Raw genomic sequence first — 15,822 nt, 5'->3', positions numbered from 1 at the left:
ATCTTGCAGGTCACGATTGGCGGAGTTACATACGTCAGCCATGAGGCCCCTGCGTGGAGGGGCGAGAAGAACTATGTGGCCATGGTGGATCTGGCCCCGTTCGATCTTCGAGGGATGCTCGAGCAGGTTTGGCTTCGGGAGATCGGCGAAGAGGGCGGCTATGAGGTTTGCTGTATCCCCTTCCATGCCCACGGTCTGGCGCTGGGTGATGTGGTGGAGAAGGGCGAGTCGGAAACCGTTAGCCGGTTGATCAGGAAGTCGGGTCGTCGTGTCCTTCGGGTCCTCTTTGCTGAGCCGCGACCCTTGACGGACAGTCGATCTGCGCTGCGCATGGCCGTGGACTCCGCAGGGCTCCTGAGCGAGTGGAACGGTGATCGCTTTGTCGCGATTGATGTCCCAGACATCTCTGCGATGCAGCCGATCTTCGACTCTGTTCAGGGGGAAATCCAGAACGGAACGGCTCTCTGGGAGTGGGGTGACTCCAAGGAATTCAGGTCTGCCAACGGGCGGTGAGTGCTGGCGGTGAGTATCTGAACTCAAATTCACGTTCGCCTTGACGGCTTCACGATGAATAGTGGTGAGGCTGCCGCTTCTCCGGTCAGGCTATTCGGTGACGCCGTGAGTCAGAGGCAAGGAGATAACTGGTATACCACGCAGAGGGAGATGGTCATCCTGGAGTGTGCCCACCGAGTGGGAAATCTGGATGCCAGTAGGCTTACCTTTTACATGGGTGGTAATAAAGTCGCCGGTGATTTTCTCGTGGGATCTAAGTGTCTAGGATCCAGAAGCGGATTCCGTGGCCGCATGTCAGCGCCCATTTCGCATGTGGCACCATGCGGTGAGCTACCGTCAGCTGCTTCTTCGTGGCTTGCAGGAAGATCCGCGGAGTCGCATTGACGACCTTTTCTCAAATGTGCACTTCCCGCACATGCCTGCAAAATGCGAGCGGCTGGCGATCGGCGTCGATGTGGATTTCTCTCCGTCGTTCGGGGTGGGTCGGGTGTCGATGCAGCCGGGCGGGCCGGGCGAGATCCCGTGGTCGGTCGCGCAGATGCCGCAATCCACACCGAACCCGGAAGGCCTTCGCTCGTCCAAGATTCCCAAGCCGTGGAATCCGTCACCGACCTTCTTGGACAGAAAACCTGGTGGCACGGCGCCCTGCGGGCAGGCGCATGGATGGTGGCGGCGCTGAGCGGATCGGGACTCATGCTCTGGACGCCCATGCCGGGGGACGGGGTCAGGTCCGTCCCGCGTCGAATCTGGTCCGACTGGCCTCAACGGCCGGCCCGTGGTCCACGGCCCACTCCGCCAGCGCCACCGCCGGACCGATCAGGGTCCGCCCCCGGTCCGTGAGCTCGTACTCGACCCGGGGCGGTACCTCCGGGTAGGACGTCCGAGTCACCAGCCCGTCCCGCTCCAGGTTGCGCAGGGTGCGGGTGAGCATGCGCTGGGAGATGCCGGGGACGCGCTGCTGGAGTTCGCCGAAGCGGAGGCGTTCGCCGTCGAGGACGGCCACGACCAGCAGGGACCAGCGGTCGCCGATGCGGTCCAGGAGGCTTCGGATCGTCCGGCCGCCGTCGCCGCGGATAAGGCAGGAGCCGCGGTTCTTCGACATGGGCACCCGTCCTCTTCTCGTCTCACGCACACCGGTGTGCCTTTTGTACGCGGTTCCGTCCGCGCCCATCATGTGGGTCCGCACCGGTCTGCTCACCATCATGACGGAGGACGAGGATGGACATCGCGTACTGGATCGTCGCAGGGCTGCTGGCGTTCTTCTACCTCTACGCCGGGGGCAAGAAGGTCGCCCAGAGCAAGGAACAACTCGCGCCCATGATGGGCTGGGTGGACACCGTGCCGATGGGGGCGGTCCGTGGGATCGGGGTTGTCGAGATCCTCGGTGCCGCAGGGTTGATCCTGCCGCCGCTCACCGGGATCGCCCCCGTCCTCGCGCTGGTTGCCGCGCTCGGCCTCGTCGTGCTCCAACTCCTCGCGGGTGCCCTGCACCTGTCCCGGGGTGAGGTCAAGGAGACCGGGCTCAACGCGGCGCTGATCGTGCTCGCCGCCGTGGCCGCCTGGCTCGCCGCCGCCAGATAGAGCCGGCGGGCCCCACGCCCACCCCTTCCGTAACCCCCGCCCTGACCGCCTCTCCCGCCTTATCGTGCCGACATGTGTGGAATCGTGGGTTATGTCGGATCGCAGTCGGCGCAGGACGTAGTCGTCGCGGGGTTGAAGCGGCTGGAGTACCGGGGGTACGACTCCGCCGGGGTCGCCGTGCTGGCGACCGGGGCGGACGGGCCGGACGGGGCGCACGGGGGGCTCGCCAGCGCCCGCAAAGCCGGCAAGCTCGTCAACCTGGAGAAGGAGCTCAAGGACCACCCGCTGCCCGCCGGTCTCACCGGCATCGGGCACACCCGGTGGGCGACGCACGGGGCGCCGACGGACGCCAACGCGCATCCGCACCTGGACAACGCGGGCAAGGTCGCCGTCGTGCACAACGGGATCATCGAGAACTTCGCGACCCTGCGCACCGAGCTGACCCGGCGCGGGCACGACCTCACCTCGGACACCGACACCGAGGTGGTGGCGCACCTGCTGGCCGAGGAGTTCGAGGCGGGCAGCGGGCTCGCCGAGTCGATGCGGCGGGTCTGCCGACGGCTTGAGGGGGCCTTCACCCTGGTCGCCGTACACGCGGACGAGCCGGACACCGTGGTCGGCGCGCGGCGCAACTCGCCGCTGGTGGTGGGGGTCGGGGACGGTGAGGCGTTCCTCGCCTCGGACGTCTCCGCGTTCATCGCGCACACCCGGGACGCCGTCGAGCTGGGCCAGGACCAGGTGGTGGAGGTGCGCCGGGACCGGGTCACCGTCACCGGGTTCGACGGTACGCCCGCCGAGGTGCGGAGCTACCACGTCGACTGGGACGCCTCCGCCGCCGAGAAGGGCGGGTACGACTCCTTCATGCTCAAGGAGATCGCCGAGCAGCCCCGGGCCATCGCCGACACCCTCCTCGGGCGGATCGACGGCGAGGGCGCGCTGACCCTGGACGAGGTGCGGCTGCCGCCGAGCGTGCTGCGGGAGATCGACAAGGTGGTCGTGGTGGCCTGCGGTACGGCGTACCACGCGGGTCTGATCGCCAAGTACGCCATCGAGCACTGGACCCGGCTGCCCTGCGAGACCGAGCTGGCCAGCGAGTTCCGCTACCGCGACCCGATCCTCTCGCCGAACACCCTGGTCGTCGCGATCTCGCAGTCCGGCGAGACCATGGACACCCTGATGGCGCTCCGGCACGCCCGGGAGCAGGGCGCGCACGTCCTCGCCATCTGCAACACCAACGGCTCGACCATCCCGCGCGAGTCCGACGCCGTCCTCTACACGCACGCCGGGCCCGAGGTGGCGGTCGCCTCCACCAAGGCGTTCCTCACCCAGCTCGTCGCCTGCTACCTGGTCGCGCTCTACCTCGGGCAGGTGCGCGGGACGAAGTTCGGCGACGAGATCCGTACGATCGTCCGCCAGCTCTCCGAAGTCCCCGACGCCGTCGAACGCGTCCTCGCCACCATGGAGCCCGTCCGCGAGCTGGCCCGCTCCCTCGCGCACAAGAACACCGTGCTCTTCCTCGGCCGGCACGTCGGCCACCCGGTGGCGCTGGAAGGGGCGTTGAAGCTGAAGGAACTCGCGTACATGCACGCCGAGGGGTTCGCGGCGGGGGAGTTGAAGCACGGGCCGATCGCGCTCATCGAGGAGGACCTGCCGGTCGTCGTCGTCGCGCCGTCCCCGCGCGGGCGGTCCGTCCTGCACGACAAGATCGTCTCCAATATCCAGGAGATCCGTGCCCGGGGCGCCCGCACCATCGTCGTCGCGGAGGAGGGCGACGAGACCGTCGCCCCGTACGCCGACCACCTCATTACGATTCCTCCGACGCCTACGCTGCTTCAGCCCCTGGTCGCCACGGTCCCGTTGCAGGTCTTCGCCTGCGAACTCGCGACGGCCCGGGGCAACGAGGTGGACCAGCCGCGCAACCTGGCGAAGTCCGTGACCGTGGAATAGGCACCGAGCACAGAACGAGGGGTGGGCCCGTGATCATCGGGGTCGGGATCGATGTGGCCGAGATCGCGCGGTTCGAAGCCGCACTGGAACGTACGCCCCAGATGGCCGAGCGGCTCTTCCTCGACCGGGAGCTGCTGCTGCCCGGCGGCGAGCGGCGCGGCATCGCCTCGCTCGCCGCCCGGTTCGCCGCCAAGGAGGCCGTCGCCAAGGCCCTCGGGGCGCCCGGCGGCCTCCTCTGGACCGACTGCGAGGTCTGGGTCGAGGAGAGCGGGCAGCCCCGCCTGCGGGTCACCGGCACGGTCGCCGCCCGCGCCGAGGCCCTCGGCGTCCGCAGCTGGCACATCTCCCTCAGCCACGACGCGGGGGTGGCGTCGGCCATGGTGGTCGCGGAAGGTTGAGAGGGTGGGCCGGGGCTTGTGCGGGCGGGCGTACGGGTACGTGTGAGCCGACCCGCCGGATGATCATCACCGGACCTGTTGCTCCCCGAAGCGTGAAGGGCTGACCGATGCGTACCGCTTACAGCGTGGAGACCGTACGGGCCGCCGAGCGGGCCCTGATGGCGCGGCTGCCCGAGGGCGCCCTGATGCAGCGCGCCGCCGCCGGGCTCGCCGTCGCCTGCGGGGACCTGCTCCGGCGCAACGGCCGGGTGTACGGGTCCCGGGTGCTGCTCCTCGTCGGCAGCGGCGCCAACGGCGGCGACGCCCTCTACGCGGGTGCCCGCCTCGCCCGGCGCGGGGCGGGCGTCAGCGTCCTGCTCACCGCCCCCGACCAGGCCCACGCGGGCGGCCTCACCGCGCTCCGCGCGGCCGGCGGACGGGTGCTGGACCGCCCCGAGGAGGCCGGGATCGTGGACCTCGTGGTGGACGGGATCACCGGCATCGGCGGCCGGGGCGGGCTGCGCGCGGAGGCCGCCGCGCTGGTGAAGGCGGTCACCGAGGGGCACGGGGCGCCGGTCCTCGCGGTGGACCTGCCCAGCGGGGTGGAGGCGGACAGCGGGGAGGTGCACGGCGAGGCGGTACGCGCCGACGCCACCGTCACCTTCGGCGCGTACAAGCCCGGTCTGCTCGTCGACCCCGGCGCCGAGCGGGCCGGCGGGCTGCGGCTGGTCGACATCGGCCTCGGCCCGGAGCTGCCGGAGCGCCCCGACCTGGAGGCGCTCCAGTTCGCGGACGTGGCGGCGCTGCTGCCGTTGCCGGGCGCGGAGAGCGACAAGTACGGACGGGGCGTCGTCGGCGTGGTCGCCGGTTCCGAGCGCTACCCGGGCGCGGCGGTCCTCGCCGTCGCCGGGGCGCTGCGCGGCGGCGCCGGTGCGGTGCGGTACGCGGGTCCGGGCGGGGAGACGGTGATCGCCCGGTTCCCCGAGACCCTGGTGCACGAGGGGCGGCCCTCGCAGGCGGGCCGGGTGCAGTCCTGGGTGGTCGGCCCCGGGCTCGGCGACGGGCGGGCGGCCACCGCCGCCGTCGAGGACGTACTCGCCACCGACGTACCCGTACTGATCGACGCGGACGGACTCCGGCTGATGGACGGCGACGCGGTGCGTGCCCGCACGGCCGCCACCGTCCTCACCCCGCACGCCGGGGAGGCCGCCGCCCTGCTCGGCGTGGAGCGCGCGGAGGTGGAGGCGGGGCGGCTCGCCGCCGTACGCGAGCTCGCCGCCCGCTACCGCGCCACGGTCCTCCTCAAAGGGTCCACCACACTGATCGCGGAGACCGGCGACATCCCCGTACGGGTGAACCCGACCGGCACCGCGTGGCTCGCCACGGCGGGCAGCGGCGACGTGCTCTCCGGGCTGATCGGCTCCCTGCTCGCGGCCGGCCTCGCCCCCCGCGACGCGGCCTCGGTCGGCGCCCACCTGCACGGCCTCGCCGGACGGCACGGCGCGGACGGGGCACCCGTCTCCGCGCAGGACATCGCCGAGGGCATCCCGGCCGCCTGGCGCGACGTGCGCAGGGGCTGAGGAGCGCCCGGGGCGTGCGCGGGCCGTCGGTCCGGGCCACCCTGGAACGGGAGGCGGTACGCATGAGCGGTGAGGAAGGCGGCAGCGGCATCCGGGTCCGCAGGGTCTACGACCCGCCCGAGCCGCGTGCGGACGGCGTCCGGGTGCTGGTCGACCGGCTCTGGCCGCGCGGGGTGTCGAAGGAGCGGGCCGCCGTCGACCGGTGGCTGAAGGACATCACCCCCTCCAACGAGCTGCGCGGCTGGTACCACCAGGACCGCTCCGGCGCCCGGCACGACGCGTTCGTGGACCGCTACCGCGCCGAACTCGACGACCCCGCGCACGCCGAGTCGGTCGCCCTCCTGCTGGGCCTGCTGGAGGAGGACACCCCGGTGACCCTGCTGACCTCCGTCAAGGACATCGACGCCAGCCATGTGCCGGTCCTCGTCGAGTACCTGGAGCACGCGCGGGCCCACCGCCCCGGCGGCGCCTGAGCACCGGCGCGGTAGGCCCCCGCGCGCCGGGCTCCCGGCCGCCGACCTGAGACACTGGCCGCGATGAACGAGAAAGCGTCCTTGAGAGCCCGGGCCGAGATCGACCTCGCCGCACTCCGCGCCAACGTGCGCGAGCTGCGCGCGCGGGCGGGCGGAGCCCAGCTCATGGCCGTGGTGAAGTCCGACGCCTACGGCCACGGCGCCGTGCCCTGCGCCCGCGCCGCGCTCGAAGCCGGGGCGACCTGGCTCGGCACCGCCACCCCGCAGGAGGCCCTGGCGCTGCGCGCGGCCGGTCTCGACTCCCGGATCATGTGCTGGCTGTGGACCCCCGGCGGCCCCTGGCGCGAGGCGATCGAGGCCGACATCGACGTCTCCGTCAGCGGCCTCTGGGCGCTCCGCGAGGTCGTCGCCGCGGCCGGGGAGGCGGGCAGGACGGCCCGTATCCACCTCAAGGCCGACACCGGACTCGGCCGCAACGGCTGCCAGCCCGCCGACTGGCCCGAGCTGGTCGCCGAGGCGCGTACCGCCGAGGAGAGCGGGGCGGTCCGCGTCACCGGCCTCTGGTCCCACTTCGCCTGCGCCGACGAGCCCGGCCACCCCTCGATCGCCGCCCAGCTCACGGTCTTCCGCGACATGGTGGCGTACGCCGAGAAGGCCGGAGTGGAGCCCGAGGTCCGGCACATCGCCAACTCCCCGGCCACCCTGACCGTGCCGGAGTCCCACTTCGACCTGGTGCGCACCGGGATCGCGATGTACGGCATCTCGCCCAGCCCCGAGCTGGGCACCCCCGCCGACTTCGGGCTGCGCCCGGTGATGACGCTCTCCGCCTCCGTCGCGCTGGTCAAGCAGGTCCCCGCCGGGCACGGCATCAGCTACGGCCACCACTACACGACCCCCGCCGAGACCACCCTCGCCCTGGTGCCGCTCGGGTACGCCGACGGCATCCCGCGCCACGCCTCGGGGCGCGGCCCGGTGCTGGTCGCCGGCCGGGTGCGAACGGTCGCCGGGCGGGTCGCCATGGACCAGTTCGTCGTGGACCTGGAGGGCGACCGCACCGAGCCGGGCGCCGAGGCGGTGCTCTTCGGGCCGGGCGACCGGGGCGAGCCGACCGCCGAGGACTGGGCGGTGGCGGCGGACACCATCGCGTACGAGATCGTCACCAGGATCGGTACGCGGGTCCCCCGGGTACACGTCGGCGCGTGAGCACCTTCGGGGCGTAACCACCGACGAGCACGGACCACGACCACGGACCACGACCACGGACGAGGAGCGGGCACGGTGAGCGACAGCAGTGCGGGAGCCGCAGGAGCCGCGGGGGAAGCGGTGGCGGCGGCCGCCGCGGCCACGGCGGGCGGTTGGCGCCGGGCCGGGTTCGCCGGGGCCGCCATAGGGGTGCTCGCGGCGGGTGCGGCGGCCGGGGTCGCCGTGGAACGCCTCACGGTCGGCCGGGGCATGCGGAAGAGGGCGCGCCTCGCACTGGACGCCTCCGGGCCGTACGGGGCGCTGCGCGGCACCCCCGGCCAGGCGGCCGCCGACGACGGCACCGCGCTGTACTACGAGATCGACGAGGCCGAACCGGCGGCCACCGGGAGCGGCGGCTCCACCGGTCCGCGCAAGCGCCGCCTCTTCGGCCGCAAGTCCCCCGGCCCCGTCACCGTCGTCTTCAGCCACGGCTACTGCCTCGCCCAGGACTCCTGGCACTTCCAGCGGGCGGCGCTGCGCGGGCTGGTCCGTACCGTCCACTGGGACCAGCGCAGCCACGGCCGGTCCGCGCGCGGCAGGTCACAGGCCGACGGGGTGCCGGTCACCATCGACCAGCTGGGCCGGGACCTGAAGGCCGTCATCGACGCGGCGGCCCCCGAGGGGCGCCTCGTGCTGGTCGGACACTCGATGGGCGGCATGACGATGATGGCGCTGGCCGACCAGTACCCGGCGCTGGTCCGCGACCGGGTCGCCGCCGCCGCGTTCGTCGGCACCTCCAGCGGCCGGCTCGGCGAGGTCAGCTTCGGCCTGCCGGTCGCGGGCGTCAACGCGGTGCGCCGGGTGCTCCCCGGGGTGCTGAAGGCGCTCGGTACGCAGACGGAGCTGGTGGAGCGGGGCCGCAGGGCGACCGCCGACCTCTTCGCGAGTCTGATCAAGCGGTACTCGTTCGGCTCCCGGGACGTGGACCCGGCGGTCGCCCGGTTCGCCGAGCGGCTCATCGAGGCGACCCCCATCGACGTCGTCGCCGAGTTCTACCCGGCGTTCACCGAGCACGACAAGAGTGCCGCGCTGCCCGTCTTCCGGGACATGCCGGTACTGATCCTGGCGGGCGACAAAGACCTGGTCACGCCCAGTTCGCACAGCGAGGCCATCGCCGACGTGCTGCCCGACGCGGAGCTGGTCATCGTGCCGGACGCGGGCCATCTGGTGATGCTGGAACACCCCGAGACGGTGACCGACCGGCTCGCGGACCTGCTGGTGCGGATCGGAGCCGTACCCGCTCCGGCTAACGTGGTCTGACATGGAAGCACCGCACAACGGCCAGGCCGCCGAGATCGCGGCGGCCCCGGACGCCGTCACCGTACGCATCGCCGTCGAGTCACCCGAGCAGATGACCGAGCTCGGCCGGGAGCTGGCCGGGCTGCTGGCCCCCGGCGACCTGGTGATGCTCACCGGCGAACTCGGCGCCGGAAAGACGACCCTGACCCGGGGCCTCGGCGAGGGACTCGGGGTGCGGGGCGCCGTCACGTCCCCCACCTTCGTGATCGCCCGGGTCCACCCCCCGCTGGGCGACGGCCCCGCCCTGGTCCACGTCGACGCGTACCGCCTGGGCGGCGGGCTCGACGAGATGGAGGACCTGGACCTCGACGTGTCACTGCCGGACTCGGTGGTGGTCGTGGAGTGGGGCGACGGCAAGGTCGAGGAACTCTCCGACGACCGGCTCCACGTGGTCATCGACCGCGCCACCGGCGACACCGACGACGAACGTCGCGAGGTGACCCTCGCGGGGGTCGGGGCGCGCTGGGCGGACCTGGAGACCCGGATCGGCGGGCACGCGGCCTGAGTCCGGCACTCTCCGCGCGGGGCGTCTTCCTTCGGGGAGGCGCCCCGCAGGCGTGTCCGGGGGTGAAGGGACGACGGGTTCCCGATGAGTTTCCGACAAGCTGTCGGTAAAATGTTGCGCAGACGACCCCGCCCGTGGTGGTATGGGGTGGCGAACTGGTTAGGTATACCTAACTACTCCTCCAGCGGAGCCCAGGAGGCATCCATGCCGACGCCCGAGCGAGAAGTCCGGTACCCGTCCCCCTCCGGGGTGCCGATGAAGGATCTGCTCGCGTCGTGTGCGGCGGCCAGCGCCGTGTCGACCCCGCCGTCCGCGGCCCCGGCCGCACCCGCGGCGGACGACGCCGACGCCGTGGCGGAGGACGACGCCGGGTTCGGGGCCAGGGTGCACGGAATCAGGCCGCCCGCGCAGCGCGAAGCGGCCTGAGTCCCCGAAGTCCGACGGTCGGGAAGCCCGTCTACGGGACGACGACCACGTTCACGGCGACCGTGGCGAACGACCACACCGCGTCGGCGTCCTTGCGCGCCATCCGCACCGCGCCCGTCTTCAGCGGCGGATTGGCCGACGGCAGGGAACCGTCCTGCGCCGCGCTGAAGCCCACCACCGTGTCCGCCGCCTCGGCGAACCTCACCACGTGCTCGACCGGCACACCGTCCGAGCCCGTGCCCGAACCGGAACGGGAGAAGACCGGATACGTCCCCGGCTTCGGGTCGATGCCGCTCGGTACCACCGGGAATGTCCGCGACGCCTTGCCGTCCTCGCCGACCAGCCACACCCGGCGCTCCTTGAGCGCGTACACGACCCGCAGGCCGGTCCCGGAGCCGCCCGGCACCGTGAGCGGGTCGACCTTGGGGGCGGGCTTCTTCGCCGACGGCTTCGCGGACGCGGACGCGGAGGCGCTCGTCGAGGGGGCGGCCACCGAATCCGGGGCGTTCGCCGACGCCTGGTAAGCGAGGAATGCGACCACGGCGACGGCCGCCACCGTGAGCCCGGCCACGATTCCCGAGCTGCCCCTTGCCACCTGAGCTCCCCTTTCGCATGCGGTCCGCCGCATGCCGCCTGTCGCATGTCGTACAAGGTTTACGTCGTACTCGCGTTATCCCGGGTGACGGTAGCAGCAGCCACGGGGCGGGCCGGGACGACGTACGGGCGCGATGCCCCGGTCGCCGGAGCCGTAGGCTGTTTGCGTGCTCTTGCTCGCCATGGATACCGCCACCCCCGCCGTCACCGTCGCCCTCCACGACGGCACCTCCGTCGTCGCGGAGTCCGGCCAGGTGGACGCCAGACGCCACGGGGAGCTGCTGCTCCCCACCGTCGACCGCGTCCTCGCCGAAGCCGGAACCACCCTCGACGCCGTGACCGGCATCGTCGTGGGCGTCGGCCCCGGCCCGTACACCGGGCTGCGCGTCGGCCTGGTGACCGCCGCGACCTTCGCCTCCGCCCTCTCCGTCCCCGTGCACGGGCTGTGCACCCTGGACGGACTCGCGTACGCCGCCGGAGAGGCCGGGATCACCGGGCCCTTCGCCGTCGCCACGGACGCCCGCCGCAAGGAGGTCTACTGGGCGCGGTACGCGGACCCCCGCACCCGGACCGGCGGACCCTCCGTCGACCGGCCCGCCGACATCGCCGAGGAGCTGGCCGGGCTCCCCGTCGTCGGCGCCGGAGCGGTGCTCTACCCCGACTCCTTCCCGGACGCGCGCGGGCCCGAGCACGTCTCGGCCGGGGCGCTCGCCGCGCTCGCCGCCGAACGCCTCGCCGCCGGTGAGAAGCTGCTCGACCCGCAGCCGCTCTACCTCCGCAGGCCCGACGCGCAGGTCCCGAAGAACTACAAGGTGGTCACCCCGAAGTGACCGTCCCGACCGCTGAACTGCGCGAGATGCGCTGGTGGGACATCGAACCGGTGCTGGAGCTCGAACACGAGCTCTTCCCCGACGACGCCTGGTCGGCCGGGATGTTCTGGTCCGAGCTCGCCCACGCCCGGGGCCCGCACGCCACCCGGCGCTACGTCGTCGCCGAGGAACCCGACACCGGGCGGATCGTCGGCTACGCCGGACTCGCCGCCGCGGGCGACCTCGCCGACGTGCAGACCATCGGTGTCACCCGCGACCACTGGGGCGGCGGCCTCGGCTCGGAACTCCTCACCGACCTGCTGAAGCACGCCACCGCCTTCGAATGCGCCACCGTGCTGCTCGAAGTCCGGGTCGACAACACCCGCGCCCAGAAGCTCTACGAACGCTTCGGCTTCGAGCCGATCGGCTTCCGGCGCGGCTACTACCAGCCGGGCAACATCGACGCACTCGTCATGCGCCTCCACGTACAAGGAACAGAGAATGGCTGATGGCAATGGCTGACGAACCGCTCGTTCTCGGCATCGAGACCTCCTGCGACGAGACCGGCGTCGGCATCGTGCGCGGCACCACCCTCCTCGCCGACGCCGTCGCGTCCAGCGTGGACACCCACGCACGCTTCGGCGGAGTCGTCCCGGAGATCGCCTCCCGCGCCCACCTGGAGGCGATGGTCCCCACCATCGAGCGCGCCCTGAAGACGGCCGGGGTCAGCGCCCGCGACCTCGACGGCATCGCCGTCACCGCGGGTCCGGGCCTCGCCGGAGCGCTCCTCGTCGGCGTCTCGGCCGCCAAGGCGTACGCGTACGCGCTGAACAAGCCGCTCTACGGCGTCAACCACCTGGCCTCGCACATCTGCGTCGACCAGCTGGAGCACGGCCCGCTGCCCGAGCCGACCATGGCCCTGCTGGTCAGCGGCGGCCACTCCTCGCTGCTGCTCGCCCCCGACATCACCAGCGACGTACGGCCGCTGGGCGCCACCATCGACGACGCGGCGGGCGAGGCCTTCGACAAGATCGCCCGCGTGCTGGACCTCGGCTTCCCCGGCGGCCCGGTCATCGACCGGCTGGCCAAGGAGGGCGACCCGAAGGCGATCGCGTTCCCGCGCGGCCTAAGCGGCTCCCGCGACCCCGCGTACGACTTCTCCTTCTCCGGGCTCAAGACCTCCGTCGCCCGCTGGATCGAGGCGAAGCGCGCGGCCGGCGAGGAGGTGCCGGTACGCGACGTGGCGGCGTCCTTCCAGGAGGCCGTGGTCGACGTGCTCACCCGCAAGGCCGTCCGCGCCTGCAAGGACGAGGGCGTCGACCACCTGATGATCGGCGGCGGCGTCGCCGCCAACTCCCGGCTCCGCGCACTGGCCCAGGAGCGCTGCGAGCGCGCCGGAATCCGGCTCCGGGTGCCCCGCCCCGGACTCTGCACCGACAACGGCGCGATGGTCGCCGCCCTCGGCGCCGAGATGGTCGCCCGCAACCGGCCCGCCTCCGACTGGGAGCTCTCCGCCGACTCCTCGCTGCCGGTGACCGACCCGCACGTACCGGGCGCCCAGCACGGTCACACCCACGATCACGACCACGTGCACGAGATCAGCAAGGACAACCTGTACTCATGACCGTCGCACTGATGTGGGAGGCCCGCGCCGCCGACGGGCGGGGTACGGAACTGCTGGAGTGGGCCCGCGCCCGGGCCGGTGAACTCGCCCGCACCCCGCTCCGCACCGAGCTGCTGCGCGCCCCGAAGGACCGGGTGCTGGTGATCACCTGGTGGCCGGGGGAGTACGGCGACCAGCTGCCGGAACTCCCCGAGCCCGACGAACGGCTGATCACCCGCGCGGTGCACCGCTGGCGCTTCGAGTCGCTGGGGCCGGTCGACTCCTGACATCCCCCGGGGGCGGGGCGCCGCCGTACGGGCGGCGGCCCCGCGTGTCCGATGAGTTCCGGGCGCCCGCCGCGTCTACCTTCCAGAGCCCCGGACGGGTCCGCCTTCCAGCGCCCCGGACCGGTGACCGGGCCCACGCTCAGGTGGTGCCCGGCGGGACCCCTGGAGGAGAAGGCCATGCAGAAGATCACCCCCTGTCTCTGGTTCGACGGCCAAGCCGCCGAGGCCGCCGACTTCTACGTCTCCGCCTTCGGCGGCGACTCGCGCGTCCTGGAGACCAGCCACTACCCGGAGGGCTCCCCGGGCGAGGCCGGCGCCGTGATGACCGTCCGCTTCCAGCTCGCGGACCAGGAGTACATCGGCCTCAACGGCGGACCCGCCTTCCGCTTCACCGAGGCCGTCTCCCTCTCCGTGGACTGCGCGGACCAGGCCGAGGTGGACCGGCTGTGGGCGGCGCTCACCGAGGGCGGCGAGGAGAGCCAGTGCGGCTGGCTCAAGGACAAGTTCGGACTGTCCTGGCAGATCGTGCCGCGCGCCCTCCCCGACATCCTCGGCGGCCCCGACCGCGACCGCGCCGACCGCGCCATGAAGGCGATGATGGGCATGGGCAAGCTCGACGTGGAGGCGCTGCTCAACGCCTGAGGACGGGGAGAGGCGGAGACGCCGCCCAGACGCCTGAGGACGGGCCCCGTTACTCGTCGTCGACCTCGATGGCGTTGCGCCAGACCGTCGCGTCCACCGTCATGTAGTGGGCGGCGGCGGTCTCCGAGGGCAGCGCCCGCACCACGATCAGCCCCAGATGCCCGGCCTCGGTGCGGACGCAGATCTGCGTCCCCTTCACCAGCCGGGCGAGGTCGATCCGGTCGGTGAAGCGCGTCTCGGACCGGCAGACGTCGAGGCTCCCCTGCTGGCCCGGGTCGAGCAGCACCATCGACCCCGTGGTCCGTATCGCGTCGCTGACGTAGCTGTAGGCGAAATCGCCGCTCGACCCGTTCACCGGGCTGTCGGTGCCGTCCGCCAGCGACAGGTGGTACCCGCCGGTGAGGTCGATCCCCTGGTAGGAGACCGGCTCCGGATCGTGCGCCGCCGCCCCGCCCGCACCCGGTGACGCCGGGCCGGACGGTGTCCCGTGGCCGGAGGCCGGGTCCGCCGTCGGAGCGGCATCCTGGGCGGCCTGCGGGCTCCCGGTCGCCCGGTCCTGCCCCTGGCGGGAGCCGCTCGCACCGGTGGAGCCGCTCCCGCCGTCCAGGAACCGGTACGCGGCAGCCCCGCCGCCGAGCCCGACGACCAGCGCGGCGGCCACCGCCAGCGCGACCGTCCGGCCGCCCCGCTTCCCGGGCCCCGGGGAAGCGGGCGCCGGGGCGGCCGTCCCCTGGGCTGCGGGTGCCGGGTACGGGCCACCCTGCGGCGGACGGCCGTACGAGCCGGGCGGCACCGGACCGTACGAGCCGGGCACCGGAGCCACCGGAGCACCGAACACGCCGGGCACACCCGGCGGGGCGGCGGCGGCCGGGGCGTGCGCCGGGGCGGTCGGGGCGTGGGCGGGGTGCGCGGCGGGCACGGCCGGCGGGGCGGCCGGCGGCGGGGGCGTACGGTCCGGGGCCGGGGCCGCCGTACGGCCCGTGATGTCGGCGGCCACCGCGACCGGCAGCCACTCCTCCGGCCGGCGCAGCTGGGTCTCGCCGCTCGCGCTCCGGCAGAGCGCGACGACCTCGGCGACCGACGGCCGGTCCGCCGGGTCCTTCGCCAGGCAGCGGGTGACCAGCTCCCGCAGCCGGTCGGGCACGCCGTCCAGTACGGGCTCCTCGTGCACGATCCGGTACAGCACCCCGTGCGAGGTGCCCTCGCCGAACGCGGGCACCCCGGTCGACGCGAACACCGCGACCTGGCCGAGCGCGAAGATGTCGGTCGCCGGGGTGACCGGCCGCCCGGCCGCCTGCTCCGGGGCCATGAAGGACGGGGTGCCGACGGCGACCCCGCTGCCGGTGAGCGAGGTCGCGTCGGCGGCGCGGGCGATGCCGAAGTCGATGACCCGCGGCCCGTCCGCCGCGAGCAGCACGTTGGACGGCTTGAGGTCGCGGTGGACGATGCCCGCCCCGTGGATGACCTGCAGCGCCTCCGCCATGCCCGCGACGGTCAGCAGCACCGTCGGGACCGGCAGCGGACCGTGCTCGGTGACCGCCTGGGCGAGCGAGGGACCCGGCACGTAGGCGGTCGCCAGCCACGGGTGGCGGCCGTCCGTGTCGCTGTCGATGACCGGCGCGGTGTAGAGCCCCTGCACCCGCTGGGCCGCCGCCACCTCCTGCTGGAAGCGCCGCCGGAACTCGGGGTCCTCGGCGAAGTCCGGCCGGATCACCTTGACGGCCACCGGCCGGCCACCCGGTGTGTACGAGAGGTAGACCTTGCCCATGCCGCCGGAACCCAGCCGCGCGGTCAGCCGGTAACCGGCCACCGTGCGCGGGTCGTTCTCCTCCAGGGGGCGGAACACCCCTGTGCCGTCCTGCTGTTGCTGGCCCATGGCTGTGGAACCCCCCGGTCGAGCGTGCCTGAGACGAACGAACGGCACTTTATCCGGCAGGGGTTGGC

Annotated in this window: 19 protein-coding genes; 16 read left to right on the top strand and 3 right to left on the bottom strand. The window is 72.9% G+C overall.

Translation table 11 applies throughout. The features are described from left to right. Window positions 1-81 precede the first annotated feature (81 nt). Window positions 82-513, top strand: coding sequence for a DUF4265 domain-containing protein (locus ACWCWD_RS21470; RefSeq protein ID WP_450774588.1), 432 nt, complete (start codon window positions 82-84; stop codon window positions 511-513). A gap of 325 nt (window positions 514-838) precedes the next feature. Further along, window positions 839-1,192, top strand: coding sequence for a hypothetical protein (locus tag ACWCWD_RS21465; protein WP_450774586.1), 354 nt, complete (start codon window positions 839-841; stop codon window positions 1,190-1,192). Between the two features lie 45 nt (window positions 1,193-1,237). Here the strand turns inward: ACWCWD_RS21465 and ACWCWD_RS21460 are convergent, their stop codons facing one another. Beyond that, the gene (locus ACWCWD_RS21460; protein ID WP_450774584.1) at window positions 1,238-1,615 is read right to left on the bottom strand and encodes a winged helix-turn-helix transcriptional regulator; all 378 of its coding nucleotides are present in this window, start codon (window positions 1,613-1,615) and stop codon (window positions 1,238-1,240) included. A 116-nt stretch (window positions 1,616-1,731) separates the two neighbouring features. Between ACWCWD_RS21460 and ACWCWD_RS21455 the strand changes: the two genes are divergently transcribed. The 9 genes from ACWCWD_RS21455 to ACWCWD_RS21415 all read left to right on the top strand — a co-directional run bounded on the left by ACWCWD_RS21455 (window position 1,732) and on the right by ACWCWD_RS21415 (window position 9,943). Next, the gene (locus ACWCWD_RS21455) at window positions 1,732-2,094 is read left to right on the top strand and encodes a DoxX family protein (protein WP_450774582.1); all 363 of its coding nucleotides are present in this window, start codon (window positions 1,732-1,734) and stop codon (window positions 2,092-2,094) included. A 72-nt stretch (window positions 2,095-2,166) separates the two neighbouring features. Beyond that, window positions 2,167-4,041, top strand: coding sequence for a glutamine--fructose-6-phosphate transaminase (isomerizing) (gene glmS / locus ACWCWD_RS21450; RefSeq protein WP_450774580.1), 1,875 nt, complete (start codon window positions 2,167-2,169; stop codon window positions 4,039-4,041). 29 nt (window positions 4,042-4,070) lie between these two features. Then, window positions 4,071-4,439, top strand: a complete 369-nt coding sequence (locus tag ACWCWD_RS21445) for a holo-ACP synthase (protein WP_450774578.1) — start codon at window positions 4,071-4,073, stop codon at window positions 4,437-4,439. 107 nt (window positions 4,440-4,546) lie between these two features. Next, window positions 4,547-5,998 (top strand): NAD(P)H-hydrate dehydratase, encoded by a 1,452-nt coding sequence (locus ACWCWD_RS21440; RefSeq protein ID WP_450774576.1) that lies wholly within the window; start codon window positions 4,547-4,549, stop codon window positions 5,996-5,998. A 62-nt stretch (window positions 5,999-6,060) separates the two neighbouring features. Continuing rightward, on the top strand, window positions 6,061-6,471 hold the full coding sequence (locus tag ACWCWD_RS21435; RefSeq protein ID WP_450774824.1) for a DUF488 domain-containing protein: 411 nt from the start codon (window positions 6,061-6,063) through the stop codon (window positions 6,469-6,471). 63 nt (window positions 6,472-6,534) lie between these two features. Continuing rightward, entirely contained in the window at window positions 6,535-7,674 is a 1,140-nt protein-coding gene (gene alr, locus ACWCWD_RS21430) for an alanine racemase (protein ID WP_450774574.1), read from the top strand. A 75-nt stretch (window positions 7,675-7,749) separates the two neighbouring features. After that, window positions 7,750-8,973 (top strand): alpha/beta fold hydrolase, encoded by a 1,224-nt coding sequence (locus tag ACWCWD_RS21425; RefSeq protein WP_450774572.1) that lies wholly within the window; start codon window positions 7,750-7,752, stop codon window positions 8,971-8,973. Window position 8,974: 1 nt separating this feature from the next. Continuing rightward, window positions 8,975-9,517 (top strand): tRNA (adenosine(37)-N6)-threonylcarbamoyltransferase complex ATPase subunit type 1 TsaE, encoded by a 543-nt coding sequence (gene tsaE / locus ACWCWD_RS21420; protein ID WP_450774570.1) that lies wholly within the window; start codon window positions 8,975-8,977, stop codon window positions 9,515-9,517. 204 nt (window positions 9,518-9,721) lie between these two features. Further along, window positions 9,722-9,943 (top strand): hypothetical protein, encoded by a 222-nt coding sequence (locus ACWCWD_RS21415; protein WP_450774568.1) that lies wholly within the window; start codon window positions 9,722-9,724, stop codon window positions 9,941-9,943. 31 nt (window positions 9,944-9,974) lie between these two features. Here ACWCWD_RS21415 and ACWCWD_RS21410 read toward each other — a convergent pair whose 3' ends face one another. Then, window positions 9,975-10,514, bottom strand: a complete 540-nt coding sequence (locus tag ACWCWD_RS21410) for a hypothetical protein (RefSeq protein WP_450774822.1) — start codon at window positions 10,512-10,514, stop codon at window positions 9,975-9,977. Window positions 10,515-10,719: 205 nt separating this feature from the next. On the opposite strand from ACWCWD_RS21410, the gene tsaB reads away from it, so the two are divergent. The 5 genes from tsaB (at window position 10,720) to ACWCWD_RS21385 (ending at window position 13,878) form a co-directional block, all read left to right on the top strand. After that, window positions 10,720-11,367, top strand: a complete 648-nt coding sequence (gene tsaB, locus ACWCWD_RS21405; protein ID WP_450774820.1) for a tRNA (adenosine(37)-N6)-threonylcarbamoyltransferase complex dimerization subunit type 1 TsaB — start codon at window positions 10,720-10,722, stop codon at window positions 11,365-11,367. Further along, window positions 11,364-11,855 carry a ribosomal protein S18-alanine N-acetyltransferase gene (rimI, locus tag ACWCWD_RS21400; protein ID WP_450774567.1) on the top strand — a complete coding sequence of 164 codons (492 nt, stop codon included), beginning with the start codon at window positions 11,364-11,366 and terminating at the stop codon, window positions 11,853-11,855. The genes tsaB and rimI overlap by 4 nt, the downstream gene beginning before the upstream one ends. A gap of 5 nt (window positions 11,856-11,860) precedes the next feature. Continuing rightward, window positions 11,861-12,970 carry a tRNA (adenosine(37)-N6)-threonylcarbamoyltransferase complex transferase subunit TsaD gene (gene tsaD, locus ACWCWD_RS21395; protein WP_450774818.1) on the top strand — a complete coding sequence of 370 codons (1,110 nt, stop codon included), beginning with the start codon at window positions 11,861-11,863 and terminating at the stop codon, window positions 12,968-12,970. After that, the gene (locus tag ACWCWD_RS21390; protein ID WP_266705137.1) at window positions 12,967-13,236 is read left to right on the top strand and encodes a hypothetical protein; all 270 of its coding nucleotides are present in this window, start codon (window positions 12,967-12,969) and stop codon (window positions 13,234-13,236) included. The genes tsaD and ACWCWD_RS21390 overlap by 4 nt, the downstream gene beginning before the upstream one ends. A gap of 177 nt (window positions 13,237-13,413) precedes the next feature. After that, complete coding sequence (locus tag ACWCWD_RS21385) at window positions 13,414-13,878, top strand: VOC family protein (RefSeq protein ID WP_450774564.1); 465 nt, start codon at window positions 13,414-13,416, stop codon at window positions 13,876-13,878. 49 nt (window positions 13,879-13,927) lie between these two features. Here ACWCWD_RS21385 and ACWCWD_RS21380 read toward each other — a convergent pair whose 3' ends face one another. Next, entirely contained in the window at window positions 13,928-15,754 is a 1,827-nt protein-coding gene (locus tag ACWCWD_RS21380; protein ID WP_450774563.1) for a serine/threonine-protein kinase, read from the bottom strand. Between the last annotated feature and the right edge of the window lie 68 nt (window positions 15,755-15,822).

The sequence above is a fragment of the Streptomyces sp. NPDC001493 genome, assembly GCF_053597235.1.
This window is presented reverse-complemented; position numbering and strand designations above follow the sequence as displayed.

Coding starts and splice junctions, on each gene's coding strand:
- ACWCWD_RS21385 (WP_450774564.1), top strand. CDS start 13,414: ATGCAGAAGATCACCCCCTGTCTCTGGTTCGACGGCCAAGCCGCCGAG.
- tsaE (WP_450774570.1), top strand. CDS start 8,975: ATGGAAGCACCGCACAACGGCCAGGCCGCCGAGATCGCGGCGGCCCCG.
- ACWCWD_RS21380 (WP_450774563.1), bottom strand. CDS start 15,754: ATGGGCCAGCAACAGCAGGACGGCACAGGGGTGTTCCGCCCCCTGGAG.
- ACWCWD_RS21460 (WP_450774584.1), bottom strand. CDS start 1,615: ATGTCGAAGAACCGCGGCTCCTGCCTTATCCGCGGCGACGGCGGCCGG.
- ACWCWD_RS21440 (WP_450774576.1), top strand. CDS start 4,547: ATGCGTACCGCTTACAGCGTGGAGACCGTACGGGCCGCCGAGCGGGCC.
- tsaB (WP_450774820.1), top strand. CDS start 10,720: ATGGATACCGCCACCCCCGCCGTCACCGTCGCCCTCCACGACGGCACC.
- ACWCWD_RS21415 (WP_450774568.1), top strand. CDS start 9,722: ATGCCGACGCCCGAGCGAGAAGTCCGGTACCCGTCCCCCTCCGGGGTG.
- ACWCWD_RS21390 (WP_266705137.1), top strand. CDS start 12,967: ATGACCGTCGCACTGATGTGGGAGGCCCGCGCCGCCGACGGGCGGGGT.
- ACWCWD_RS21435 (WP_450774824.1), top strand. CDS start 6,061: ATGAGCGGTGAGGAAGGCGGCAGCGGCATCCGGGTCCGCAGGGTCTAC.
- glmS (WP_450774580.1), top strand. CDS start 2,167: ATGTGTGGAATCGTGGGTTATGTCGGATCGCAGTCGGCGCAGGACGTA.
- alr (WP_450774574.1), top strand. CDS start 6,535: ATGAACGAGAAAGCGTCCTTGAGAGCCCGGGCCGAGATCGACCTCGCC.
- ACWCWD_RS21455 (WP_450774582.1), top strand. CDS start 1,732: ATGGACATCGCGTACTGGATCGTCGCAGGGCTGCTGGCGTTCTTCTAC.
- tsaD (WP_450774818.1), top strand. CDS start 11,861: ATGGCTGACGAACCGCTCGTTCTCGGCATCGAGACCTCCTGCGACGAG.
- ACWCWD_RS21470 (WP_450774588.1), top strand. CDS start 82: ATGGTGGATCTGGCCCCGTTCGATCTTCGAGGGATGCTCGAGCAGGTT.